23 protein-coding genes are annotated in these 23,692 nt (G+C 51.6%); 16 read left to right on the top strand and 7 right to left on the bottom strand.

Features of this window, described 5'->3' with window-relative positions; translation table 11 throughout:
- Positions 1-262: 262 nt before the first annotated feature.
- Complete coding sequence (locus AGRI_RS01000) at positions 263-610, bottom strand: MaoP family protein (protein WP_008983170.1); 348 nt, start codon at positions 608-610, stop codon at positions 263-265.
- A gap of 128 nt (positions 611-738) precedes the next feature.
- Here AGRI_RS01000 and AGRI_RS00995 point away from each other — a divergent pair, with 128 nt between their 5' ends.
- On the top strand, positions 739-1,560 hold the full coding sequence (locus tag AGRI_RS00995; protein ID WP_008983169.1) for a LysR family transcriptional regulator: 822 nt from the start codon (positions 739-741) through the stop codon (positions 1,558-1,560).
- On the opposite strand, the gene AGRI_RS00990 is transcribed toward AGRI_RS00995, so the two are convergent.
- The 3 genes from AGRI_RS00990 to fadI form a co-directional block, all read right to left on the bottom strand.
- The gene (locus tag AGRI_RS00990; RefSeq protein WP_008983168.1) at positions 1,546-1,743 is read right to left on the bottom strand and encodes a hypothetical protein; all 198 of its coding nucleotides are present in this window, start codon (positions 1,741-1,743) and stop codon (positions 1,546-1,548) included. The genes AGRI_RS00995 and AGRI_RS00990 overlap by 15 nt on opposite strands.
- Positions 1,744-1,915: 172 nt before the next feature.
- Entirely contained in the window at positions 1,916-4,051 is a 2,136-nt protein-coding gene (gene fadJ, locus AGRI_RS00985; protein WP_008983167.1) for a fatty acid oxidation complex subunit alpha FadJ, read from the bottom strand.
- Positions 4,051-5,361 carry an acetyl-CoA C-acyltransferase FadI gene (gene fadI, locus AGRI_RS00980; protein WP_008983166.1) on the bottom strand — a complete coding sequence of 437 codons (1,311 nt, stop codon included), beginning with the start codon at positions 5,359-5,361 and terminating at the stop codon, positions 4,051-4,053. The genes fadJ and fadI overlap by 1 nt, the downstream gene beginning before the upstream one ends.
- A 223-nt stretch (positions 5,362-5,584) precedes the next feature.
- On the opposite strand from fadI, the gene AGRI_RS00975 reads away from it, so the two are divergent.
- The 8 genes from AGRI_RS00975 to AGRI_RS00940 all read left to right on the top strand — a co-directional run bounded on the left by AGRI_RS00975 (position 5,585) and on the right by AGRI_RS00940 (position 15,396).
- On the top strand, positions 5,585-6,541 hold the full coding sequence (locus AGRI_RS00975) for an AAA family ATPase (RefSeq protein WP_008983165.1): 957 nt from the start codon (positions 5,585-5,587) through the stop codon (positions 6,539-6,541).
- 1 nt (position 6,542) lies between these two features.
- The gene (locus AGRI_RS00970) at positions 6,543-7,490 is read left to right on the top strand and encodes a DUF58 domain-containing protein (protein ID WP_008983164.1); all 948 of its coding nucleotides are present in this window, start codon (positions 6,543-6,545) and stop codon (positions 7,488-7,490) included.
- Positions 7,483-7,983 (top strand): DUF4381 domain-containing protein, encoded by a 501-nt coding sequence (locus AGRI_RS00965; protein ID WP_008983163.1) that lies wholly within the window; start codon positions 7,483-7,485, stop codon positions 7,981-7,983. Before AGRI_RS00970 ends, AGRI_RS00965 begins: the two co-directional genes overlap by 8 nt.
- Positions 7,976-8,962, top strand: a complete 987-nt coding sequence (locus tag AGRI_RS00960; protein WP_008983162.1) for a vWA domain-containing protein — start codon at positions 7,976-7,978, stop codon at positions 8,960-8,962. Before AGRI_RS00965 ends, AGRI_RS00960 begins: the two co-directional genes overlap by 8 nt.
- Entirely contained in the window at positions 8,952-10,745 is a 1,794-nt protein-coding gene (locus AGRI_RS00955) for a VWA domain-containing protein (RefSeq protein WP_008983161.1), read from the top strand. Before AGRI_RS00960 ends, AGRI_RS00955 begins: the two co-directional genes overlap by 11 nt.
- Positions 10,739-12,382, top strand: a complete 1,644-nt coding sequence (locus AGRI_RS00950; protein ID WP_008983160.1) for a BatD family protein — start codon at positions 10,739-10,741, stop codon at positions 12,380-12,382. Before AGRI_RS00955 ends, AGRI_RS00950 begins: the two co-directional genes overlap by 7 nt.
- A 182-nt stretch (positions 12,383-12,564) precedes the next feature.
- Positions 12,565-14,058, top strand: coding sequence for a sodium/proline symporter PutP (putP, locus tag AGRI_RS00945; RefSeq protein ID WP_008983159.1), 1,494 nt, complete (start codon positions 12,565-12,567; stop codon positions 14,056-14,058).
- Between the two features lie 111 nt (positions 14,059-14,169).
- Positions 14,170-15,396: an EAL and HDOD domain-containing protein gene (locus tag AGRI_RS00940; protein ID WP_008983158.1), complete on the top strand. Its 1,227-nt coding sequence runs from the start codon at positions 14,170-14,172 to the stop codon at positions 15,394-15,396.
- Positions 15,397-15,409: 13 nt separating this feature from the next.
- On the opposite strand, the gene AGRI_RS00935 is transcribed toward AGRI_RS00940, so the two are convergent.
- Entirely contained in the window at positions 15,410-15,718 is a 309-nt protein-coding gene (locus AGRI_RS00935) for a ComEA family DNA-binding protein (protein WP_008983157.1), read from the bottom strand.
- Between AGRI_RS00935 and AGRI_RS16465 the strand changes: the two genes are divergently transcribed.
- The 6 genes from AGRI_RS16465 to AGRI_RS00910 all read left to right on the top strand — a co-directional run bounded on the left by AGRI_RS16465 (position 15,710) and on the right by AGRI_RS00910 (position 19,846).
- Positions 15,710-15,991, top strand: coding sequence for a hypothetical protein (locus AGRI_RS16465; protein ID WP_057785722.1), 282 nt, complete (start codon positions 15,710-15,712; stop codon positions 15,989-15,991). The genes AGRI_RS00935 and AGRI_RS16465 overlap by 9 nt on opposite strands.
- 235 nt (positions 15,992-16,226) lie before the next feature.
- Positions 16,227-16,505: a PepSY domain-containing protein gene (locus tag AGRI_RS00930; RefSeq protein ID WP_008983156.1), complete on the top strand. Its 279-nt coding sequence runs from the start codon at positions 16,227-16,229 to the stop codon at positions 16,503-16,505.
- A 2-nt stretch (positions 16,506-16,507) separates the two neighbouring features.
- Positions 16,508-17,185, top strand: a complete 678-nt coding sequence (locus tag AGRI_RS00925; protein WP_008983155.1) for a response regulator transcription factor — start codon at positions 16,508-16,510, stop codon at positions 17,183-17,185.
- Complete coding sequence (locus AGRI_RS00920; RefSeq protein WP_008983154.1) at positions 17,186-18,502, top strand: ATP-binding protein; 1,317 nt, start codon at positions 17,186-17,188, stop codon at positions 18,500-18,502. It begins immediately after the preceding gene.
- A 54-nt stretch (positions 18,503-18,556) separates the two neighbouring features.
- Positions 18,557-18,922: a dihydroneopterin triphosphate 2'-epimerase gene (folX, locus tag AGRI_RS00915; protein WP_008983153.1), complete on the top strand. Its 366-nt coding sequence runs from the start codon at positions 18,557-18,559 to the stop codon at positions 18,920-18,922.
- Between the two features lie 42 nt (positions 18,923-18,964).
- Complete coding sequence (locus AGRI_RS00910) at positions 18,965-19,846, top strand: TIGR01777 family oxidoreductase (RefSeq protein ID WP_008983152.1); 882 nt, start codon at positions 18,965-18,967, stop codon at positions 19,844-19,846.
- 67 nt (positions 19,847-19,913) lie between these two features.
- Here AGRI_RS00910 and AGRI_RS00905 read toward each other — a convergent pair whose 3' ends face one another.
- Positions 19,914-22,400 carry an ABC transporter permease gene (locus AGRI_RS00905; protein WP_008983151.1) on the bottom strand — a complete coding sequence of 829 codons (2,487 nt, stop codon included), beginning with the start codon at positions 22,398-22,400 and terminating at the stop codon, positions 19,914-19,916.
- A 1-nt stretch (position 22,401) separates the two neighbouring features.
- On the bottom strand, positions 22,402-23,091 hold the full coding sequence (locus AGRI_RS00900) for an ABC transporter ATP-binding protein (protein WP_008983150.1): 690 nt from the start codon (positions 23,089-23,091) through the stop codon (positions 22,402-22,404).
- Between AGRI_RS00900 and AGRI_RS00895 the strand changes: the two genes are divergently transcribed.
- On the top strand, positions 23,090-23,674 hold the full coding sequence (locus AGRI_RS00895; protein WP_008983149.1) for an arylesterase: 585 nt from the start codon (positions 23,090-23,092) through the stop codon (positions 23,672-23,674). The two genes, AGRI_RS00900 and AGRI_RS00895, sit on opposite strands and share 2 nt — an antisense overlap.
- Positions 23,675-23,692: the final 18 nt, after the last annotated feature.

Raw genomic sequence — 23,692 nt, 5'->3', positions numbered from 1 at the left:
GCGGCGCTTTGATCGCGAAACGAGGAGCGCAGTTTAGTTATTCTAAATAAGTGACGAGTGACAAAGAGCAAAGCGCCGCCAGCGCGAACCCTTCGGGCAGCGTTTGGCTGGCGTTTCTACTGCGTTATCGCTTGTTCATGTAGAATAACTACACATCACAAGCTCTGCCTTGTATAAACACCAGCCAAACGGCTGCAAAAACAAGCAGCAAACGTCAACACGCCCTAGGTTACAGCCGTAAAAAAGCCCTGACGGGCTTTTTTTAATCGGCATCGGTCTCGACGTAAGAAAAGTCGTCCGAACCATCAGCGATACGCTTTTTGCCAAACACTGTGTGGAACTTACGCTTCTCAGCCAGCCGTTGTTTATACTTTAGCCAGGTTTTTTCATAGACTGAAGTGGCTTCCGCCTCACCACGACACACCAGCACAAAGCGCTGTTCTTCGTCGTTAGCTGGCTGTCTCGCACCCTGCTCCAGTTCCTGCATTGCTAAACCGTGTTTCTCCAGCAGATTGCCCTCTGCCAGGGTAAAGCGCCCGGACCGGGTAAAACCACGCGGGAAATTCCGGTCATCGAAAAAGCGACGATTAGCGACAAAACTTTGCTGCATCACTTTTTTCCTCTCATGTCGTTGAATATCAAGCCAGCCTGTTTAAACTGTGCGGAGTATGGTTAACAAAATTCCTGTCGTAAAACAAAAGTTTTTTATGGTTACGATAAATTTAATTTGAGGCTAGCTTGGATACTGACTTACTGAAAACCTTCCTGGAAGTACAGCGCACCCGCCATTTTGGTAAGGCTGCTGAAAATTTATACCTCACGCAATCTGCGGTGAGTTTTCGGATCCGTCAACTGGAGCAACAACTGGGGGTAAATCTCTTTATCCGACATCGCAATAACATTCAGTTAACAGCCGCAGGGGAACGTTTGTTGCCACATGCGCAAACCATGCTGGCAGCGCTACAAAAAGCCCGCCAGGACGTTGCCAACAGCGTCAATGAGCCCTGTTATTTCCAACTTGGGGTAGCACCACTGTTTGTCAATTCGCTGCTCGCAGCACCGCTCAGGGCGTTACAACAACGGCTGCCAGAATTGAATCTGCGTATCGATTTGTTGTCGCGGGAGCACCTGAGTCAACAGCTACTGAGCCAACAGCTGGATCTGGCGCTGCTAACCGAACCGGCAAAAACCGACGAGTTGTATGCTGTTGCGCAAGGACAAGTTACTTTGCTAGCGGTATGCCAGGGTTCGGCGGTGGTGGACGAGCTGGCGTACTGCCATCTGGATTGGGGCAATCATCCGGGCCATCCGTCGGCAAACCGGACCACCCTGCGCACTAACAGTTGTGAGCTGGCATTAGACGCAGTATTACACCAGGCGGTTTACAGCTACTTACCGGCGCCGTTACTGCAGCCATATCTGAGCAGCAAGCAATTACAACCCATGCCACAACTTCCCTGCCTGGTATTACCTTATTACCTGGTATGCCATCGGGAGCGACGTGAAGACAATCTGATTAAACAGATCAGTCAACAGCTACTGACCTTAGGGGCGGAATAAACCGGCATTGCGGCCACGGGCGCGACGCAATAATAAGCGCTTGTGGCTGTTAAACAGCGGTAACAATAACGGACCGGTAAAGATGGCTGCAACCGCCCAACGCAACGCGGCCATGCCACTGCGTAGTGCTGCAATATAAACCCCCACTGCTACCATTAACCAAACTACCGGAACCAATAACACCTGGTCACTCCTCTACAACGCAATCTGAGCTGGCGATTATATCAGCAATCCAGACGTCTTGCTGTTATCCTTTAGTTGCATTTTTATACAAAAAAGGCAGCAAAAAGGGCCCGCAGGCCCTTTAATAGTTCGACCAGTAACAATTAATGATTGTTACTGGGAAGCGGTGAAGCTATGAATAGAAACGCTCGCCTTGCTCCGCCATTTTTAACAAGGTATCGCACGGCGTAAAGCGGCTACCAAAGCGGCTTTCCAGCTGCCGTAAGGTCGCCACCAGATTATTGACACCCAGATTATCGATATAGCGGAACGGACCACCAAGGAACGGCGGGAAACCGATACCAAAGATGGCACCAATATCCCCATCCCGGGCCGAGGCAATAATACCCTCTTCCAGACAACGTACCGCCTCATTTAACATCTGCGCGGTACAGCGGCTGGCAATTTCATCGCTATTTAGCGCCGGCGCCGGTGTTACGCCAAGCACTGCATACACCGACTCATCAACCAGCTTTTTACCTTTTTTCGCCGCCTTACCATAAAGATAAAACCCTTTTTCGGTTTTCTTGCCTTTACGGCCATCGGCCAGCAGTTTGTCAAAGGCAGCTGGTGCGGCAAAGCGCTCACCGAGCTCAGCCGTTAAAATCGGCGAAATTTTGGCGCCAACATCAATACCCACTTCATCCAGCAGCGTCACCGGGCCGACCGGGAAGCCGAATTTGACCAGCGCACGGTCAATTTTCTCTACCGGCTCACCGGCAAGCAGAATATTGGCCGCTTCATTCATATACAGCGCCAGAATACGGTTGACGTAGAAACCGGCACCGTCTTTGACCACGATCGGCGTTTTGCCTTGCTTACGGGCGAAAGCAACCGTAGTAGCGATGGTCTCCGCAGAGGTTTTGTCATGCGCAATCACTTCTACCAGCGGCATTTTATCTACCGGTGAGAAGTAATGCAGACCGATCACATTTTCCGGCCGTGCTGCCTTTTCGGCAATTTTGTGAATAGGTAACGAACTGGTATTGCTGGCAAAGATGGTATGCTCCGCACAGTGCTGTTCAATATCGGCCACCATTTGCTGCTTTAAGCTCAGATCTTCAAATACCGCCTCAACCACGATATCGACATTATGGAAACCACTGTAATCGGTAGTGCCAGTGATCAACAGCAGCTGCTTTTGCATCTCGGCCTTGCTGATAAAGCGCTTTTTATATTTTTTGTTCAGGATATCAAAGCTGTATTTCAGCGCATTATTAATACCCTGTTCAGCGATATCTTTGATCCGCACCGGTACACCGGCTTTGGTGGCGCTGACATTGGCAATACCGCCGCCCATCAGGCCGCCGCCCAGCACTGCGGCTTTGCGCACCTTACGCGGTTTAGCATCACCGGCACCGCTTTCTTTCTTCATCTGAGTGGTGGCAAAGAAAATACTGCGCAGTGCCGCCGACTCTGACGTCATACAAAGCTGGCCAAAGGCTTTGGCCTCTGCGGCCAGGCCTTTTTGATAGCCTTGCTCGACGCCGGTTTGAATCACTTCAATAATCCGCAGGGCGGCAGGATAATTGCCCTGGGTTTTCTTCAGCGTTTGTTTTAGCGCCTGTGAAAACACCAGTTTGCGACCTGGTCCGGTATTTTCCAGCAGTTTATCCAGCAGGCTCTGCTTTTTCGCTTCGCGCCGGGGTTTACCGGCCAGTGCTTTTTTCACTGCGGCATCCAGCAGAATGCTCTCTGGCACCACTTCATCGACCAGACCGAGCTTTTTCGCCTGGGCAGCACGCAATTGCTTACCCGTCAGGATCATATCCAGCGCTTTTTGCACGCCAACTAACTTCGGTAAACGCTGGGTACCACCACTGCCGGGTAGTAAGCCCAGCTGTACTTCCGGCAAACCCAGCACAGTTTTCGGGCTGCTGCTGGCAACCCGGGCATGACACGCCAGTGCCAGCTCCAGACCGCCACCTAAGCAAGGGCCATGGATCGCAGCAACGACCGGCAGGCGCAGTTGCTCCAGCCGGTCGAACATTTGTTGTCCCATCGCGGCAATGGTTTCCGCCTGCTCTGCCGTCTGACAGGCATCGAGCATGCTGATATCGGCGCCGGCAATAAAGGAATCTTTTTTGCCACTGATAAAGACCACGCCTTTTAAGGTACTGTCGTTAGCCAGCTGTTTCAGCATGGCATCAATTTCATCGGCAAACGAGGCTTTCAGGACATTCATGCTTTCACCCGGAATATCCATGGTGATCACGGCCACCTTGTCATCGCGGATGCTTAAGCTAAAGCTGCTTACTGTGTCAGTCATTATTCGGTCTCCACAATCATCGCTGCACCTAAACCGCCGGCGGCGCAGGCAGTGGTCAGGCCGATGCCACCACCACGACGTTTTAATTCATTCAGGGTTTGCACTATTAAGCGGGTGCCGGTCGCGGCAAAGGGGTGGCCATAAGCCAGTGAACCACCGTTAACGTTAAACTTATCCATATCAATTTCGCCAATGGCTTCGCTGCGGCCCAGCTTTTCTTCGGCAAATTTACGGCTGCCAAACATCTTCATATTGGCCAGCGCCTGAGCAGCGAAGGCTTCATGCATTTCAATCAGCGTCAGATCCGACAGTTTCATCCCGGCGCGATCCAGCGCGATCGGCGTCGCATAAGACGGGCCCATCAGCATATCTTCATGTACGCCAATGGCCGAAAAGGCGTAGCTGCGCAGATAACCCAAGGGGGTATAACCCAGCGCCTTGGCGCGGCCTTCGGTCATCATCAGTACCGCAGAAGCACCATCGGTCAGCGGCGTACTGTTTGCCGCCGTTACTGAACCATGCACCCGGTCAAATACCGGCTTTAATTTGGCGTAGGAGTCAAGCTTCGACTCCATCCGGATATTGTTATCGATCTTTAAATAGCGGCTGTACGGCTCAACATAGGCGGTCATAACCTCATCGGCCAGCTTGCCGGCTTGCCAGGCAGCCGCCGCCAGGGTGTGCGAGCGGTGTGCCAGTTCATCCTGAGCCGCCCGGCTGATACCATGGCTTTTCGCCATTTGTTCAGCCGTATCGCCCATTGACAGGCCGGTGCTGTATTCGGCTACCGCTGGTGGAACCGGCAGTAAGTCTTTCAGGCCCAAGCGGCGGAAAATTGCCAGTTTCTGGCCCAGGGTCTTGGCTTTATTAACATCGACCAGGGCGCGCGCCAGTTTCTTGCTCACACCTATTGGTAATACCGAACTGGAGTCCGCACCACCGGCAATGGCGATCTGCGTAACACCGGCCAGCATGGATTCGGCAACACTGACTACTGACTGAAAACTGGTGGCACAGGCCCGGGTAACACTAAAGGCATCGGTATGCACCTGCATGCCGGTGCCGAGCACGATTTCGCGGGCAATGTTCGGTGCTTCCGGCATTTGTACCACCTGACCGTATACCACCTGCTCGACCAGAGCCGGATCCAGCTCAGCCCGGATCAGCAGTTCGTTAACCACCAACTTACCCAGATCCAGGGCGGATACGCCATGAAACTCAGTAGCTTGTTTAGCGAAAGGCGTACGAAGCCCGGAGACGATCGCAATCCGCTCACCATCACGGGTTCTCAGGTTGATAGGCGCTGCCATAGTTATCCTCTTGTTTTCTGATGGCCTGATTACAGGTCAGACCTCTGATATTCATCCGATTGTAACCACTGTCTACCGAAATTAAAACAGTTGTTTTAAAACTCTTGTATTAGCATAGTGGGAACCTTATAAAGAGTTATGAGTCCTAACGTCGCTATTCGCCATAGTCAGGCCGGATAAAGCGGTCATAAATCAACCACTTTTAAAGAATAAGACAGAAATCATGATGGTACAGGCTTTTGCGTCATTAAAATCTTATCTGGATAGTCAGGTACTGGGACAACCAGCATTAACCGAAGGCATTTTGCTGGCGCTATTAGCCAATGGTCACCTGTTGGTCGAGGGCCCGCCAGGTCTGGCGAAAACCCGGGCAGTGAACGCGCTGGCGCAGGGTGTAGAAGCCGAATTTCACCGTATTCAGTTTACGCCTGACTTACTGCCGGCTGATCTGACCGGCACCGATATCTACCGGCCGGAGACCGGCGCCTTTGCCTTTCAATCCGGTCCATTGTTTCATAATTTAATTCTGGCGGATGAAATTAACCGTGCCCCCGCCAAGGTTCAGTCTGCGCTACTGGAAGCGATGGCAGAGAAACAGGTCACCGTGGGTCGCAATACTTATAAACTGCCGGAGCTGTTTCTGGTGATGGCGACGCAAAACCCACTGGAGCAGGAAGGCACTTATCCGCTGCCGGAAGCTCAGCTTGACCGCTTTTTATTGCATTTAAAGGTGGATTACCCGGATAGCGCGACCGAGCTGGAGATCCTGCGCTTAACCCGCGCCGAAGCCCGCCATGAAACACCGGTTAAAGCGGCCCCCATCAGTCAGGCGGATATTTTCGCTGCCCGCCAGCAGGTATTAAAACTGCATCTGGCTGAGAGCCTGGAGCACTATATGGTGCAACTGGTGATGGCCACCCGCCAACCTGCAGCCTACAGCGCCAAACTGGCCAGCTATATCGGCTATGGCGCCAGCCCACGGGCAACAATTGCCCTGGATCGTTGTTCCCGCGCCCGCGCCTGGTTAGCCGGCAGAGATTTTGTTACGCCGGAAGATATTCAGGCCGTATTTCATAATGTGCTGCGCCATCGCTTAATTCTGACCTACGCCGCCGAGGCTGAGGGTATCAGTACCGACCAGGTACTGACTGACATCCTAGAACTGGTTGCAGTACCTTGAAATGAGTAACCCGGTCTTTGATCCGACAACTTGGTTCCAGAGTTTGCAGGCGACTGGCGTACAGTTAGCCCTGCCAGAATTGTTATGGTATCAGCGCCATACCCGGTTGCTGGATTTAAAACCGGGGCGTAACGCCCAGAGTAAGCTGGCTGGGAGCTATCTGGCCCGCAGTAAAGGCCGCGGTATGGAATTTGATGAAGTGCGGCATTATCAACCCGGTGATGACGTCCGGGCTATCGACTGGCGTGTTACTGCCCGCACCGGTCGGGTGCATACCAAGTTGTTCCGCGAAGAGCGGGAGCGGCCGGTATTTATTCTGACCGATCTAAGCGAAACCATGCGTTTTGGCTCCACCTTGCTGTTAAAATCTGTACAGGCAGCGCATCTGGCGGCACTGCTCGGCTGGCACTGTAAAGCCCAGGGCGATAAACTCGGCGGCCTGGTATTTAGTGAACAGCAACATGTTTTACTCAAACCGCTTGGCAGAAGTAAAGGCGTACTGCGCTACCTGCAGGCACTGCTGGATGTGCATCAGCAACAACAGACTAATCAGGGCATGACGCTGGCCAACGCCTTGGCTGAACTGCGCCGGGTATTAAGGCCAGGCAGTTTGCTGTATATTTTATCCGACTTTAATCAGCTTGATGATGAGGCGTTACGACATTTACAGGTGTTAAAACAACATAACGAAATTCATTGTTGTCAGTTTTCCGATCCGCTGGAACTGAACCTGCCCGACAACCTGTATGGCGAGGCATTAGTCAGTGCCCAACAAGGCAGCCCCGCCGTAGTGGATTTAAACAACAAACTAAAACAGCGCTATCAACAACAACAACAGCAAGCTCTTGCCGCGTGCAAAGCCAAACTGTTGCGCCAGGGCTGTCAGTGGTTAACGCTGAGTAGCGCCGCACCCTTATTGTCGCAACTGGCCGGAGCTTATCATGACTGATCAGGCACAACTGCTTAGTTTACTGGCCGATATTAACGAGCCGCCCTACCCTGATACGCCCTTGCTGGCACCCGGGCACTGGTTGCTGATTGCACTCGCGGCCCTGGGTTTAGCTATGCTGAGCTATCATCTGTGGCGCCGCTGGCAGCAGCAGGCAGCAAAACGACAGGCCTGGCGTGAATTTCAGCGCTTAGATCCACAGGATGAACTACTGGCGACTCAGCTGAATCAACTTTTAAAACGTTTGCTGAAAAGCTACTGGCCAAGTCATCCGCTACTCAGCGCTGGCACAGCGGATTGGCAGCAGCATTGGCAACAGTGCTTACCACCGGATGTACGCTTACCGGATCTGAGCGTGTTGTTATATCAGGCCCCGTCGCAACATAGCGTTGCAGACCGACAACAGCTGTATCACGCAGCCCGGCTGTATCTGCAAGCCTTTAACGCGACTAAACTTAGCCCGATCCTCTCCAGCGGAGGCCAGCATGTTTGATCTGAGCTATCCCTGGTTGTTGTTAGCCTTGCCCCTGCCCTGGTTAATACGAAAGCTACCGCAACCTGCCGGCCGGGCGCTCAAACTGCCGGCGCTGGCCAAACTCGGCCAGCAGCAGCGCGAAGCAGCTGCGGCTCCGCTGAGTAGTCGTTTGGTATTGCTATTGTGTTGGTGTTTACTGGTGTTTAGTGCCAGCCAACCGCGTTGGCTGGGTGAGCCGGTGGCACTGCCGCAACAGGGCCGGGAATTGATGCTGGCACTGGATCTCTCCGGCTCGATGGATATTCCGGATATGGAGCTAAATGGTCAACGTTTTACCCGCCTGGAAGCAATGAAAAACGTATTGCGGGATTTTATTCAGGCGCGGCAAGGCGATCGCGTCGGCTTAATCTTGTTTGCCGATGCCGCTTATCAGCAAGCCCCGTTAACCTTCGATTTAGCGACAGTACAACAATTTCTGGACGATGCGGTAATGGGTCTGGTCGGGCAACGTACTGCGATCGGTGAGGCTATTGGCCTCAGTGTAAAGCGCCTGAATAGTTACGACACCACCAATAAAGTGTTGATTTTACTCAGTGATGGTGCCAATAACGCTGGCGACATTCAGCCGCAGGAAGCGCTGAAACTCGCCATAGCGGCTGGGATCAGGATTTATACTGTCGGTTTGGGCGCCGAGCAAATGGTGCAAAATAGTATTTTCGGCCAGCGCGTAATTAATCCATCACAGGATTTGGATGAGCCCTTATTAATCCAAATCGCAGAGCAAACGGGCGGGCGCTACTTCCGTGCCCGCAGTCCGGCAGAGCTGCGGCAAATTTATCAGTTGCTTGATGAACTGGAGCCGATTGAACGAGAACAACTCACCTACCGGCCACAGCGGAGTTTACTGCATTACCCCCTGGCCCTGGCTTTGCTTTGCTCATTCTGGCTGGCGGCGCGGCGTATTGACTGGACAGGAGTAATATCAGGTGCTCGCTGATTTACATTTATTACGACCCTATTGGCTGCTCGCGCTGGTACCCGCAGTATTGCTCTGGCTGTTGTTACGTAGTCACCGCCAGCAACACAGCCTGTGGCAAAATCTGATTGCCCGCCATCTTCAGCCCGTGGTGTTGCTGGGTGAACAATTAAAGCGTCAACAGCCCTGGGCTCTCCCCATACTGGCTCTGTGCTGGTTGTTAGCCGTACTGGCGCTAAGTGGTCCAAGTTGGCAAAAACTGCCGCAACCGGCGCTGGCGGTAAAAAAAGCGACGGTGTTGATTCTGGATATGTCGATGTCGATGCGGGCAACCGATATGGTGCCAGACCGCTTAACTCAACAACGTTTTAAAGCACTGGATTTTGTTGATAAATTACGCGAGGGTGACCTGGCATTGATCAGCTATGCCGCGGAAGCCTTTGTGATTTCGCCGCTGACCATCGATTACAATAATATCCGACTGCAGATCCCGAATTTAAAACCCGAATTACTACCGGGCCAGGGTTCTAATGTGCTGCATGCGCTGCAATTAGCTGACGAGGTGCTGCGACAGGCAGGCTACAGCCGCGGTGAAGTCATGTTGTTTACCGATGGCTTTGATCAAGACAGCTATCATGCATTGCAGCAACTGCTCAATAATTACCCGCACCGGTTATCCATTCTGGCGTTTGGCCAGGCCGAGGGGGCGGTAGTTCGTCTGGAAAACGGCGAGTTACTAAAAAACAGTCAGGGAGCTGTCGTCGTACCAAGAGTACCACTACAGCAACTGAGTATTTTAGCCAAACAGGGTGGTGGCGAGTATCAGCAAGCCGGCGCCGATAACAGTGATTTGCAGGCGCTGCTGGCTGGCTTTAGCCAACCTGAAGATACCCGGGATAATACTGAAGCCAGGCTGGGAGATAACTGGCAGGATGCTGCCGTCTATCTGGTGTGGTTGCTGCTGCCGCTGGCGCTGTGGCTGGGACGGCGATCGGCTGTCCTGCTGGTCTGCCTGTTAGTGTATTTACCACCGGCTGAAGCGGTGAGCTGGCGTGATTTATGGCAAAACAAACAGCAACAAGCCATTGCTGATTATCAACAAGGTGACTTTAGCGCTGCCCAACAAAAATTTACCGATCCCTTGTGGCAAGGTAATGCCGCTTACCGCGCCGGGGACTATGCCAAAGCCGCCAGCGCCTATCAACAAGCACTGAGCACGCAACCCAATGCTGCCGCCTGGCAGAATCTCGGCAATGCCCAGGCCATGCAGCAGCAGTTCGAGCAGGCGCTCTCGTCCTATCAGCAGGCGTTAGAACTCGAACCTGATAATGAAAATGCACGTAAAAACGCCGAGTTGATGCAACAGCTGTTAAAAGAGCAACAGCAGCAAGCACAACAACAGCAAAACCAACAATCACAGCAGGATCAACAAGACCAGCAGGGTGATCCGCAATCGGCCGAGCAAAACCAGCCGGCAGAACAGGGCGAAGCTGAGCCGCAGCAAGCAGACAACACCCAGACTCAACAAGATGCCGCACCAGCAGCAGGCGAAGAGCAAGCTAAACAAGCTCAGCCACGCCCTGCCGGTGACGCGGGCGAAGCTGAAGAGCTGTCTGCTGAGCCGCAACCGCAGCGGCAAATCACCGAGCCCTGGCCCAATGCCACGCCAGAGCAACAGCAACAACTTGAAAATTTATTGCGCAAAGTGCAGGACGATCCGGGTCTGCTGCTGCGCAACCGCATGTTACTGGAACAACAAAAACGGCGCACTGCCCCGCCGCCAGGAGCTCAACAGGAATGGTAACCCGCTTACTTGTCGTTATTTTGTTTAGCCAATTGCTATTTGGCGGTGCAGCGATGGCGTTTAGCAGCCTGCAAAGTTCGGTGGATAAAAATCCGGCGATGCTTGGCGAAGCTATTACTCTGGTCGTCACTGCTGACGCCCGCCTTAGCGCCGATGCGCTTGATTATCGTGAGCTACAACAGGACTTTCGGGTTATGGTGCCGGCGGTAAGTCAAAGCACTCAGGTAATTAATGGCCGCACCAGTCATAGTACCAGCTGGAGTCTGACGCTGTTTCCAAGGAGTACCGGCAGTTTTCGGATCCCGGCTTTTACGATTAATGGCATTAGCTCAACCCCTATTGCACTCGAAGTTATCGAACAAGCACAGAGCCAAACCAAACAAGATATCTTTCTGGAGGCGAAGCTCTCCGGCTATCCGTCAGTCTATGTGCAGCAGATGCTGTACTACGATGTGGTGATTTATTTCAGCGGTGACCTGCAGCGCGGCAACTTAACTGAGCCGGCACTGGAGGGCGCTGAAATTCAGCGGCTGGGTCCGGATGTCGAAGGGACAGCACTGGTTGATGGTGTACGCTACCGCACTATTACCCGGCGTTATGCCATTACACCGCAGCAAAGCGGTAACCTGAGTATCCAGCCCCCCCTCTTTACCGGTGACATGATTGATCGCGATCCAAGCCGCTATAACTATTTTTCGCGCAGTAAAACCGTGATGGCCGAAGCAGAGCCCGTGCGGCTGGAAATTAAACCGCAACCGGACAACTTTCCCGGTAACTGGCTGGTTGCTGGCCTGGTCACGCTAACCGAAGAATGGCAGCCAGAAGGCGCTGAGCTAAAAGCCGGTGAGCCGGTAACCCGGATTATTACCCTGTCGGCAGTTGATGTCGCAGCAAACCAGTTACCCGAATTAAGTCAACAATACCCCGACGGGATCAGAGCTTATCAGGAGCAACCGCAAAGCCGGGGTGCTGAACGCAGCGGGCGGATGGTCGCGCAAAAAGTCTATACCACAGCCCTTATCGCCAGCAGCAATGGCAGCCTTGTCCTGCCTGAAATCCGACTGCCGTGGTGGAATAATCAGACCAACCAGCTAGACTATGCGGTACTGCCAGAGCGGACCCTCCAAGTCAGCGGTCAGGCGCAACAGCCAATAAGTCCGGCGCCAGTAATCCAAACTAAAGTGCAAACTCAGACGCCCACCGCTAACCACTGGCAATGGAACTACACCAGCAATCTGTTAGCTGGTTTGTGGTTAAGCTCACTCTTGCTGGTTGGCTATCTGCTGCAGCGGCGTGCTTCTATTGCCCGTACAGCACCAACAAGCCAATCCGATGCCAGCTATAGCCCCAAAGCCTTGCAACGCGCGTGTCAGACTGGCGACGCAAAGGCGGCGGCGCAAGCGTTATTGTATTGGGGCAAACAGCGTTTTCAACCAGCGCCAAGAAGTCTGGGCGAATTGCGCCGCCACGCCGGTACCCCCGCCTTTGCTGACGCACTGTTACAACTGGAACAACAGCTCTATGGTCAGCAAAATACGCCCTGGCAAGGCGATATGCTGTATCAGGCCTGGCAGCAATTACCCAAAGCGACTGCAACTTCGCAACGCTCTGCATTGACTGCGCTCTATCCGGAATAATCCGGAATATTCGTCAGATCCCCGGCCCGGCAAGTTAAGTCAGCATAAAAGCGCTGGCAACCCCGGGCACATCTTGTTAGCATTTAAAGCGAATTGACCTTTGCTGATGCGCTGCCTACTCAGTGTCGTCAGCAAACGTCAGCTCACTTTACTAAAACCTAGAACAAACAGGAGCTTTCTGCGTGGAAACTGCCACCCTTGTTGCGCTCGCCATTTATTTTCTGGCGATGATTGCTATCGGGCTTTATGCCTATAAAACAACCGACAACGACGTATCAGGCTATATGCTCGGCGGCCGGAAACTCAGCCCCAGTGTTACGGCGCTTTCTGCCGGTGCTTCCGATATGAGCGGCTGGATGCTGATGGGCTTGCCCGGTGCGATGTATATTTCTGGATTAAGTAGCACCTGGATCGCCGTGGGCTTATTAATCGGAGCCTATCTGAATTACCTGGTGGTTGCCCCCAGGTTGCGGGTGTACACCGAAATCGCTCAGGATGCGATCACCATTCCGGATTACTTTGAAAAACGCTTTGAAGATAAAACACGCTTACTGCGCATAGTATCATCACTGGTTATAGTGGTATTTTTTACCCTTTATACGTCATCCGGCGTCGTCGGCGGCGGTAAATTATTTGAGAGCTCCTTTGGGCTTAACTATGAACTCGGTCTGTTTATTACTGCCGGTGTGGTAGTCATTTACACCCTGATTGGCGGTTTTATGGCGGTGAGCTTAACCGACTTTGTGCAAGGCTGTCTGATGTTTCTGGCGTTAGTGCTGGTTCCGATAGTCGCAATTGATCATTTAGGCGGCATGACCGAAGTTAACCAAATCGTGAATCGGATCAATCCGGACTTACTAAGCTGGGTGGGTGCCAGCTCAGCATTAGCCATTATTTCAGCCTTATCCTGGGGGCTTGGCTATTTCGGCCAGCCGCATATTATTGTACGTTTTATGGCGATCCGCTCAGTACAAGATATTAAGGTCGCACGACGTATCGGTATGAGCTGGATGTTGGTGACCATTGTCGGCGCTGTCATGACCGGCTTTGTTGGTATCGCCTATGTCGCAAAAACCGAAATGACACTGAATGATCCGGAAACTATTTTCATTGTGTTCTCACAATTTCTGTTTCATCCGCTCATCAGTGGCTTCCTGCTGGCTGCGATCCTGGCAGCAATTATGAGCACCATTTCATCACAGTTATTGGTCACCTCAAGCTCACTGACCGAAGACTTTTATAAAGCCTTTGTCAAACGTAACGCGTCGCAGACTGAGCTGGTGGTTATTGGCCGGTTGTCGGTATTACTGGTAGCACTGGTTGCCATTGCCCTCGCGTTTGACCGCAACAGCTCGGTATTGCAGCTGGTCAGTAACGCCTGGGCAGGCTTTGGTGCGGCCTTTGGTCCGTTAATTATCCTTAGCCTGTACTGGTCGCGAATGACCTTTGCTGGTGCGCTGAGCGGTATTATTGTCGGTGCACTGACGGTACTGATTTGGATCTACGCCCCTGTTACCGTCGATGGCCAACGGCTTAGCCAGTTAATGTACGAAATTGTGCCTGGTGTTATCCTCAGTACGCTCGCTATTGTTGGCGTGAGTTTATGCACTAAAGCTCCCGCCCCGTCGATCCGACAATTATTCGGCAAAATGGAGCAGCAAATAAAAAACAGTTAACTCACAACAATTAAGCGATGCTAAACTAGCTGTAGGGATAATAGTTATTGCCAGTTTTCAGGCTGGCAATAACAATAGCGCTGTCGCTATGTTACCGGAGACTTGTTGGTTATGTATTTTTATGCCGCGCGCCAGCCAATTCTGGATAAAAATAAACAGTTATTTGGTTACGAATTGTTGTTTCGGGACGGTCTGGTTAATGCCTTCCCGAACATTGATGGCGACGAGGCTACCTCTAAAATGATTGAAGGTAGCCAATTTAGTTTTGGCCTGGATGATTTTCTTGGCGATAAACCCGGCTTTATCAACTTTACTTTAGAAACCCTGGTTAAAAAATATCCCAGCATGCTGCCGCGCGAGCAAATTGTGGTAGAAGTACTGGAAACCATTCAACCTGGTAAACGCTTACTGGCCGAATGTCAGGAACTAAAAGAACAGGGCTACACGCTGGCATTAGATGATTATGTGCATCGCAATGTCTGGCGCCATTTCTATCCGTATGTAGACATCATCAAAATCGATGTTCGCACCACCAGCGACGAAACTATCGATGAGATTAAGCAGGCGCTTACCGATTTTCCACATATTAAGTTACTGGCAGAAAAAGTCGAAACTAATGAAGCCTTCCAACATGCTTTGAAGCAAGGTTTCGACTATTTTCAGGGCTTTTTTTTCTCAAAGCCGGAAATTCTGCAGACTCGAGCCCTGTCACCAGCACAACTTGCCCTGGCAGAGCTGTTATATGAAACCTCGAAGGCAGAAATTGATCTGGTGAAGATCACCGAGGTATTTAAACGTGACGTCACCCTCTCCTACAAATTATTGCGTTACAGTAATTCAGCCATTTTTCGGCGCCGGGCAGAGATTGAAACCATTAAACATGCGCTGGTGGTGTTAGGTCAGGCAGAGCTGAAGAAATTCCTCTCGCTACTCTTTACCGCGCAAATTAGTACCGACAAACCGGCTGAATTGCTGCGCATGGCGATGACCCGCGCCTGCTTTGCAGAAGGTTTAGCGGCGTTATCGAGCAATGTACCGCAAGATAAAGCTTATCTCACCGGGATGATGTCGTTGATGGATGCCATTCTCGATGAGCCGATTCAAAGTGTAATGGAAAAGCTACCACTGGCGGCTGAAATTAAGGTTGCGTTAGTGGAGCGCAGCGGTGTACTGGCTACCTATATCAGACTGATTGAGTGTTATGAAAATGCGGACTGGGAACAGGCGACGCAGCTTATTAATACCTTGAAATTACCCGCTAATAAAATTCCTGATGCCTACCATCATGCCGTGCAATGGGCAAATGAGCAAATGAAGGCCTTAGGCGAGCTTGCCTAAGGCCGGTTCCGGTTTAGTCAAAACTGACGTACTCTGCGACCTTAGCCGCCAGTTTATTGCCAATACCTTTTACCTTGGTCAGATCGGCCTCACTTTTAATCGCACCATGTTGCTGCACATAGTCGACAATCGCCTGCGCTTTGACCTTACCCAGGCCAGGAACTGCAGCCAGTTGTTCAGCACTGGCCTGATTCAATTTCAGCTTAGTGCTGGCTTCGGCGGCGGCGGTTTTACTGACTTGCTGGGTATTGGTATTAGCCAGGCTGACATTCGCACCAATCACCAGGGCTGCCAGGAAAGCAGAAATAAGTAGATGTTTCATGTTATGTTTCCTCCCGAAACGGCTGTCAGCGCTGCTGCTCACAGCTGCCTGCAACCAGATCCTGTCGCTCCAGGTTGGCATTACAGGGCGACGAGATCAGGCATTGCAGCCACAGTGACAAGCCTTAACATACCAACCACAATAAAATTAGCCTTAATTTTTATTTTTGCAACTTTATTAAAACTAAATTTACCAAATTATTTACAAAATGATTCAGCAGCAATTAAGGCTATGAACGCTATGCTTCGTGCTAGTGTTCTTTGCAATAAGTAATCAATGATGAATTCGATGCTAATTGCAAAGAGCGCTAGGGCTTGGGAATGTCATTTTGCAGATTGCCGCCTGGTTCAGAATTAAGTACAGTACAGCTGATAAAGTGGTTAGGTAAGCGCTACAATAACGCTAGCTGTTGAAATGTCGAAGTTTTAGTTGCCGTTCCCCTTGGTGAACAGTATCTGGCAGGCCTGCTGCATGTGCTAACGTTGCCGGCCAGAGGTAGGAGGATGTTATGAAATTTGTATTAGTGATCTTGGCCATGTTATGGGTTTCGCCGCCGTTACTGGCCGCACCGGAACCGAAAGCGGATCCTAAGCAACAGCAACATCCGGTAAAACGTGAGATCAATAAAGAAAAAGCAACCCGTCTGGCACAGGAGCGTTATCCGGGCCGGGTATTAAAAGTGCAGTCAGACAGCAGACAATTTAAAGTCCGGGTGATGCAGTCCGATGGCAGAGTAGTCAATGTGGTAGTTGATGGCCGCAATGGCCGGGTACAAAGGGAAGAATAAGTATGCGGGTATTAGTGGTTGAAGATGAAAAACTGTTAGCGGAACAAATTAAAGGACAGTTGTTACTACAGCAATTTAGCGTCGATCTGGCGACAGATGGCGCGGATGGCTGGTTTAAATTGTCCGAGTACCCCTATGATCTGGCGATTATTGATTTGGGCTTGCCAAAATTAGATGGCCTGTCGGTGATCCGTAAAGCCCGTAAACAGGAAATAAAAACACCGATCATTATTTTGACCGCCCGCGGTAGCTGGCAGGAAAAAGTAGAAGGCCTGGATGCTGGCGCCGACGACTACCTGACCAAACCCTTTCACAACGAAGAGCTGCTGGCACGTTGTAACGCGCTGATCCGTCGTGCAGCCGGTCAGCCGGATCCGTTATTACGCTCCGGGCCAATATCGTTAAATAGCCGCACACAGCAAGTCTGGTTGGCCGATGATGAAGTTAGTCTGACCGCATACGAATACAAGGTTTTAGAGTATTTTATGCTCAACCCGGGCAAGGTGATTTCGAAAACCGAGTTGACGGAGCATATCTACGATCAGGATTTTGATTTAGACAGTAACGTGATTGAGGTCTTTGTTTTACGCCTGCGCAAAAAGCTGGATCCGGATGGCGAACTCAAACCGATCGAGACCTTACGTGGCCGGGGTTATCGCTTTAACCTGACTGTAGAATAAATGAGAGTTATCCCACTTAAACTGCGACAGGGACTGGTGAGTGCCGTATTGCTGGTGTTGTTATTGCCCAGTTCCTTTGTCGCCATTGAGCAAGCGTTTTATAAGCAACTCCTGACCGGTGCCGAGCAAAAGATGGAAGTTCATATGTACGCCATCTTGTCCGAGTTAAATCTGGTTGATGACAAAATAGAATTGACCAACAATACCCTGGCGCCGGACTTCTACCGCCCGGATTCAGGTTTAACCGCCTACGTCACAGATGGTCAGCAACTGCTATGGCAATCAGACTCTTCTTTAAATCAGTCTTTTAACCTGCCCGATATTGAACTGACGCCCGGTCAGCATATTTTTTATGCGGTGGAACAGGAACAAAATTATCAGGTGCTCAGTATCGCCTTTTTGTTCGACACCGGTGAAAGCGCCAGACCCTTGACGATCCATGTGGTGCAAAGCGAACAACTGTTGCTGGCGCCGCACCAGAGTTTCCGCTCTACCCTTTTGCGTTGGTTTACCGGTATAGCGGCAGGCCTGACACTGTTGAGTATTCTGGCATACTACTGGACGACAAAGCCGTTAACCCGGCTGGATCACGAGATCCGCCAACTGGAAAAAGGTCGTCAGGACCATCTGACTGGGAATTACCCATCAGAACTCAGAGGGATTAAAGAGGATCTGAATCTGCTGTTAGCAAACCAGAACCGGCAGAAACTGCGCTATCGTAACCATTTAAGTGACTTAGCTCATGCGCTGAAAACACCGGTCGCCGTGTTACGCACTTCGCCACTGGCGCAACAACCCGAGCTCAAAGAACAAATTGATCGCATTACGGTGATGATTGAGCATCAGTTAAAAAAAGCCAGTAGCTCTGGTCAGGATATCTGGAAAAAACAAACCCCGATGCTACCGGTAGTCGAAAAAGTCAGCAACGCGCTGCGCCGGATTTATCAGGATAAAGGCTGTCAGATTGAGATACAGTGCGCGCCCGACGCCTTTTTCCGTGGCGATGAGACCGATTTGATGGAGATCCTCGGTAACCTGCTTGATAATGCCTGTAAGGCCTGTCGGCGTCAGGTAAAACTCGAGGTGCAAACCACTCCCTTTACGCTGGTGATTGAAGATGATGGCCCGGGGATCGCCAAAGCACGGCGGGCTGAATTGTTTCAACGCGGCACCCGGCTGGATACCTATCAGGAGGGGCATGGCGTGGGCTTGTCGATTGTTGCTGAATTAGTCAACTCTTACTCCGGAGCGATCCATATCGACGATAGCCCGCTGGGAGGCGCCCGCTTTACGCTGCAATTACCACAAGACAGCTGATCGCTTTAGGTCCGCCCGGCGTAAAGGATCGCAAAACAACTTAAGGATTCTGTTATGGCGCTGAACCCAGCCGTGATTAAAATTAAAAACCTCCGTCTACGTACCTTTATTGGCATCAATGAGGACGAAATTAAAAATAAGCAGGACGTGGTGATTAATGCCCGTATTCAATATAGCGCCGAGGCTGCAGCTAATAGTGATGAAATGGACAAGGCTCTGAATTACCGCACTATTACCAAGCAGATTATTGCCCTGGTTGAAAACAATCGCTTTGCACTGCTGGAAAAATTAACCGCCGACGTGCTGGCGCTGGCCAGCGCGCATCCCAGTGTCAGCTATGCTGAAGTTGAAGTGGATAAACCCCATGCGCTGCGCTTCGCAGACTCGGTATCTTTGACCTTATCGGTCAACAAGCCCTAAAGCAGCTATACTTAACAGATTAAGCCATTAAGGAGTGCCGCTATGCGGATCCTGCTAACCGGTGGTACCGGTCTTATTGGCAGTGCCCTGCTAAAGCACTGGCAAAATGAGCATCAGCTAACCGTGCTAACCCGGACTGTGCGTCCCGGCAGCAGCGCGGTACAGTATATTACCGACCTGGCTAAGGTTGATTTTAATCAGCTGGATGCCGTGATTAATCTCGCCGGTGAACCGATAGCTGACAAACGTTGGACCGATGCCCAAAAAGACCGGATTTGCCAAAGCCGCTGGCAACTCACAGAACAGCTGGTGCAGCATATCACGGCTGCCAGCACACCGCCGGCTGTGCTCATTAGTGGCTCGGCTATTGGTTTTTATGGGCGCCAGGGCGAGCAGGAGATCAGCGAAGAGTATCAGGCGTTTTTTCCCGAGTTCAGCCATGATATCTGTGCACGCTGGGAGAACCTGGCATGGCAGGCTAACAGCCCACAGACCCGGGTCTGCCTAATCAGAACCGGAGTGGTACTGGCCGCAGATGGTGGTGCCTTGAAAAAGATGTTACCACCGTTCAAACTCGGCCTGGGAGGCAAAATTGGCTCCGGTGACCAGTATATGTCCTGGATCCATCTGGATGATATGGTGGCACTAATTGACTTTCTGCTACATAACGACCAGATCAGCGGTGCGGTCAATGCAACAGCCCCCAAACCAGTCACCAATGCGATATTCAGTACTGAGCTGGCTAAACGCCTAAAACGCCCCGCGCTGCTGCCAATGCCCGCGCCGGTGTTAAAACTGTTGTTTGGTGAAATGTCGGATATTTTGCTGTACGGCCAGCGGGTGATCCCGAAAAAACTGTTAGACGCCGGCTTTCAATTTCGCTATCCCAATTTACAGCAGGCACTGGCTGCGTTAGCGCTTTAATCACGCCCTGGATCGAACCTGGTAAAAAACCGGCACAAGCCGGTTTTTACTTAAGTAGCATCTCGCTTTAACTTTGAATAACCCGCCGGATCAGTACCGCACCAGGAATTCGTAGTAGTTTACGTAGTTGCCACCAGCCCAATAACGACACAATAACGGCACCTGCCAGTGGTCCTAACCACCATAGCGCATAATGTGGGCTAAAGGGTAACTCAAACAGGCGTTGTTGCAAGGTGAGTAACAACACCTCGGCCAGCACCGTCGCAAAAATGCCGGCCAGAATGCCCAGAAAGGTGAACTCCAGTAACAAGGCATTACGCAAAAAGGCATAACGGGCGCCAAGAGTACGTAAAATCGCCAGCTCCTGCTCCCGCTGCTCTAGTGTGGCTTGTACCTGAGCCACTAACACCAGTACCGCTGACAGCGCAATAATAATCAGAATAAAACTTAGCGCCAGCGTCACCTGAGCAATAATATCCTGCACCTGGCGAATAATGGCTTCAACACTGATTACCGTTACAGTGGGCATCAACCGTGATAACTGGTTCACCAACTGATAACGTTCTGACTCCAGATAAAACGCCGTGATATAACTGGCGGGGAAATCTGCCAGCAGATCCGGGCTTAAAATCATGTAAAAGTTCGGCTGTAAGCTGTTCCAGTCAACCTGACGGATGCTGGTCAATTGTGCTGTTACGGCTTGCCCGCCAATAGAGAAATGCAACGTATCGCCTAATTTCAGGCCTAAACGCTCAACCAGTTCTTGCTCGACCGAGACCTCGGCCGTTGCGTCGCTGCCAAACCAGGTTCCGGCGATAACCTTGTTCGCTGGCGGCAGTTCAGTCAGCCAGGTCAAATTCAGTTCCCGCCCGATGCCGGTGCGCTGCTCGCTGCGATCTTCCTTGGTTGCTTCCTCACGGAACACTTCATCGTTTAATTGCACCAGCCGCCCTCTTACCACCGGGTAAAAGGTATCCGTTTGCAACTGATGTTCCGCCGCAAAGTCTGCCAGTGTGCTACGCTGCGCTTCAGAGACGTTGACTAAAAAGTGGTTGGGAGCACCTGGTGGGATCTGCTGCTGCCACTGCCCGATTAACTCAGCGCGGACGAAGTACAGCAGCAAGGCCAGAAACAACGCCAGCGTAAAAGTAATCAGCTGAAAGCTATTGGCCCATAGCCGGCGGCGTAAATTCGCCAGCGCCAGCTTACCGGCACTGCTTTGCCCCGCAGCAACCGGTTTGGCAGCCTTAACCAGTAACATCGCACCACCCAGTAAAATCGCCACGAAGACGGCGCAAATCAGAAATAGCCCTAAACTGATAAACCAGTCGCCGGCAAATAGCCACATCAGGCCGAATACGGCGGCAGCACCGGTTAGCAGCTGTAGTCTGTCGATAGTCATTTGCTGCAACGGTTGCTTTAATACCTGGATCGCAGGCGTTACCGTTAATCGCAATAATGGCCGGGCGGCAAACAACAAGGCGCATAACACACAGGTTAAGGCCCCCAACCACAGGGGCCGCCAGCTAAACTCGGGGCGAAAATCACCGACATAGTGCTTAATACCGAGCTCTGCGCCGGTTAACGCGACCTGGCCTACGGCTAAACCCAGTACCAGACTAAAGAGCACGACCAGCAGCAAGTGACCAAAATAGATCACTCTAACCTGCTGCGTTGTAGCACCCAGCGCTTTGATAATTGCCACAGCCTGCGAGTGGCGCTGGCTATAGCGGCTGGCAGCGACTGCCGCTGCGCAAGCAGCCAGTACGATACCCAATAAACCGGCTAATAGCAGGAAGCGTTCGGCGCGATCCAAGGCGCTGCCTAACGCCGACTGGCGATCCCGATCCCGCCAGCGTTGATGCACCGTCAATAGCGGGGTCACTGCCTGGCTAAAGGCATCCAATTCACTATTGCTGCCGGCAAACAGATAGCGATAACTGATGCGGCTGCCCGGTTGCACTATCCCGGAGGCGGCCACATCGTCGATATGCATTATCGCCCTTGGATTGCCGCCGAATACACTGAGTGGTGCATCGGGCTCGTTGACAATAACCCCACCAACCAACAGCTGAGTATTCCCCAACTCCAGGCTCTGCCCAACCTCAACCTGCAGCAAATCAAACAGCCTCGGCTCCAGCCAAATTGTGCCCGGTACTAACTCACCGGCTTCACCCGTTAACAGGTTATCGGAACGCTGCAGTATCAAGTCGCCCCGCAGCGGATAACTGTTACTCACCGCTTTAACTGTCGATAACTGCATTTGCGCGCTACTGAATAACATCGAGTCAAATTGCATTTGTCGGGCACTGGCAATGCCCGACTCTGCTGCCAGTGCAAAAATCTGCTCATCAAACGGCTGGCTGGAACCCAAGACTCTGTCTGCGGCAATAAAATGCGCACTGCGTTGTTCTAACGCCGATTTTACGCTTTGCGTAATGCCACTCAGGCTGACCACTGAAAATACGGCTAAGAACAGCGCAAAGGCGATTACCCACAGCTCACCGCGTTTTAGTTCGCGCCAGAACAGGCGCCAGGCGATTGCGGTTGCCATTTTATTGCTCCTCAGTGATAAAGCGACCAGCCTGCATCTTCAGCTGTCGCTGACAGCGTTTGGCTAAGGCGTCACTATGCGTCACTAATACTAAGGTTGTTCCCTGCTGCTGATTAAGCTCAAATAATAAGTCTTCAATACGTTGCCCGGTAACCGCATCAAGATTCGCCGATGGCTCATCCGCAAATAAAATGGCGGGCCGGGTTATAAAAGCCCGTGCAATGGCTACCCGTTGTTGTTCACCGCCAGACAGCTGTGACGGGTAAAAATCCGCACGTTCACTCAAGCCAACCAAGGCTAATAGCTCCAGTCCGCGGGAACGGGCACGGCGATCCCCGGCCAGTTCGGCCGGTAAAGTGACATTTTCCAGCGCCGTCAGTGCCGGCAACAATAAGAAGGATTGAAATACAAAGCCTACCTGACTGGCCCGCACGGCGGCCCGCTGATCTTCCGACAGTTGATGTAGCGGCTGACCAGCTAAATACACTTCCCCAGCCGTAGGTTGGTCTAAACCTGCCAGTAAGCTAAGTAAGGTTGACTTGCCTGAGCCGGACGCGCCCACAATAGCAACCGACTCCCCGCGATTGATTGTCAGGCTGATATCATGCAGGATAGTGAGTGATCCTTCAGTCAGGTTAACCCGTTTAGCCAAATGACTCGCTTTAATATGAACTTCAGGTGTTGTTGTCATGCGCATTATCTTCGTTTTAATTTTCTGTTTATTTAGCCAACCAACGCTGGCGCAAAAGTTACTGATTCTGGGTGATAGTTTAAGCGCCGCTTATGGCTTACAAGAACATCAAGGCTGGCCAGCATTGCTGGCGGCAGACAGCCCAATCGAACTGGTGAACGGCAGTATTAGCGGTGAAACCACTGGTGGTGGCTTAGCCCGCCTGCCCGCTTTACTTAAACAGCACCAACCAACCTGGGTATTAATTGAACTGGGTGGCAATGATGGTTTACGCGGTTTTGATCCGCAATTAATTGCCAACAATCTGCAACAAATGATTAATCTGGTCAAGCAGCATAATGCCGAGCCATTGTTAATGCAAATACGGATCCCGCCAAACTATGGACCACGTTATGTCGAACGCTTTACCGGAATATACCCGCAGCTGGCCGCAGCTAATGAGATCCCGCTATGGCCGTTTTTTATGGATGAGATTGCCGTCAGGCCAGAGTTGATGATGCAGGATGGCATCCACCCGAATGCGAAGGCGCAGCCGCTGATCCGCGACTTAATGTTACCGCTGCTGCAACAACTTACAGAATAATAATGAAGAGTTGGAAGT

Origin of the sequence: Alishewanella agri BL06, assembly GCF_000272005.1 — a bacterium.
Taxonomy (GTDB): Bacteria; Pseudomonadota; Gammaproteobacteria; order Enterobacterales; family Alteromonadaceae; genus Alishewanella; species Alishewanella agri.
Note: the sequence above shows the minus strand (reverse complement) of the source record. Positions and strands in the feature narration are given on the sequence as shown.

Excerpts from the sequence above, each read along its gene's own strand:
- AGRI_RS01000 (WP_008983170.1), bottom strand. The coding sequence starts at position 610 with ATGCAGCAAAGTTTTGTCGCTAATCGTCGCTTTTTCGATGACCGGAAT.
- fadJ (WP_008983167.1), bottom strand. The coding sequence starts at position 4,051 with ATGACTGACACAGTAAGCAGCTTTAGCTTAAGCATCCGCGATGACAAG.
- fadI (WP_008983166.1), bottom strand. The coding sequence starts at position 5,361 with ATGGCAGCGCCTATCAACCTGAGAACCCGTGATGGTGAGCGGATTGCG.
- AGRI_RS00975 (WP_008983165.1), top strand. The coding sequence starts at position 5,585 with ATGATGGTACAGGCTTTTGCGTCATTAAAATCTTATCTGGATAGTCAG.
- AGRI_RS00970 (WP_008983164.1), top strand. The coding sequence starts at position 6,543 with ATGAGTAACCCGGTCTTTGATCCGACAACTTGGTTCCAGAGTTTGCAG.
- AGRI_RS00965 (WP_008983163.1), top strand. The coding sequence starts at position 7,483 with ATGACTGATCAGGCACAACTGCTTAGTTTACTGGCCGATATTAACGAG.
- AGRI_RS00960 (WP_008983162.1), top strand. The coding sequence starts at position 7,976 with ATGTTTGATCTGAGCTATCCCTGGTTGTTGTTAGCCTTGCCCCTGCCC.
- AGRI_RS00950 (WP_008983160.1), top strand. The coding sequence starts at position 10,739 with ATGGTAACCCGCTTACTTGTCGTTATTTTGTTTAGCCAATTGCTATTT.
- AGRI_RS00940 (WP_008983158.1), top strand. The coding sequence starts at position 14,170 with ATGTATTTTTATGCCGCGCGCCAGCCAATTCTGGATAAAAATAAACAG.
- AGRI_RS16465 (WP_057785722.1), top strand. The coding sequence starts at position 15,710 with ATGTTTCATGTTATGTTTCCTCCCGAAACGGCTGTCAGCGCTGCTGCT.
- AGRI_RS00935 (WP_008983157.1), bottom strand. The coding sequence starts at position 15,718 with ATGAAACATCTACTTATTTCTGCTTTCCTGGCAGCCCTGGTGATTGGT.
- AGRI_RS00930 (WP_008983156.1), top strand. The coding sequence starts at position 16,227 with ATGAAATTTGTATTAGTGATCTTGGCCATGTTATGGGTTTCGCCGCCG.
- AGRI_RS00925 (WP_008983155.1), top strand. The coding sequence starts at position 16,508 with ATGCGGGTATTAGTGGTTGAAGATGAAAAACTGTTAGCGGAACAAATT.
- AGRI_RS00920 (WP_008983154.1), top strand. The coding sequence starts at position 17,186 with ATGAGAGTTATCCCACTTAAACTGCGACAGGGACTGGTGAGTGCCGTA.
- folX (WP_008983153.1), top strand. The coding sequence starts at position 18,557 with ATGGCGCTGAACCCAGCCGTGATTAAAATTAAAAACCTCCGTCTACGT.
- AGRI_RS00910 (WP_008983152.1), top strand. The coding sequence starts at position 18,965 with ATGCGGATCCTGCTAACCGGTGGTACCGGTCTTATTGGCAGTGCCCTG.
- AGRI_RS00905 (WP_008983151.1), bottom strand. The coding sequence starts at position 22,400 with ATGGCAACCGCAATCGCCTGGCGCCTGTTCTGGCGCGAACTAAAACGC.
- AGRI_RS00895 (WP_008983149.1), top strand. The coding sequence starts at position 23,090 with ATGCGCATTATCTTCGTTTTAATTTTCTGTTTATTTAGCCAACCAACG.
- AGRI_RS00900 (WP_008983150.1), bottom strand. The coding sequence starts at position 23,091 with ATGACAACAACACCTGAAGTTCATATTAAAGCGAGTCATTTGGCTAAA.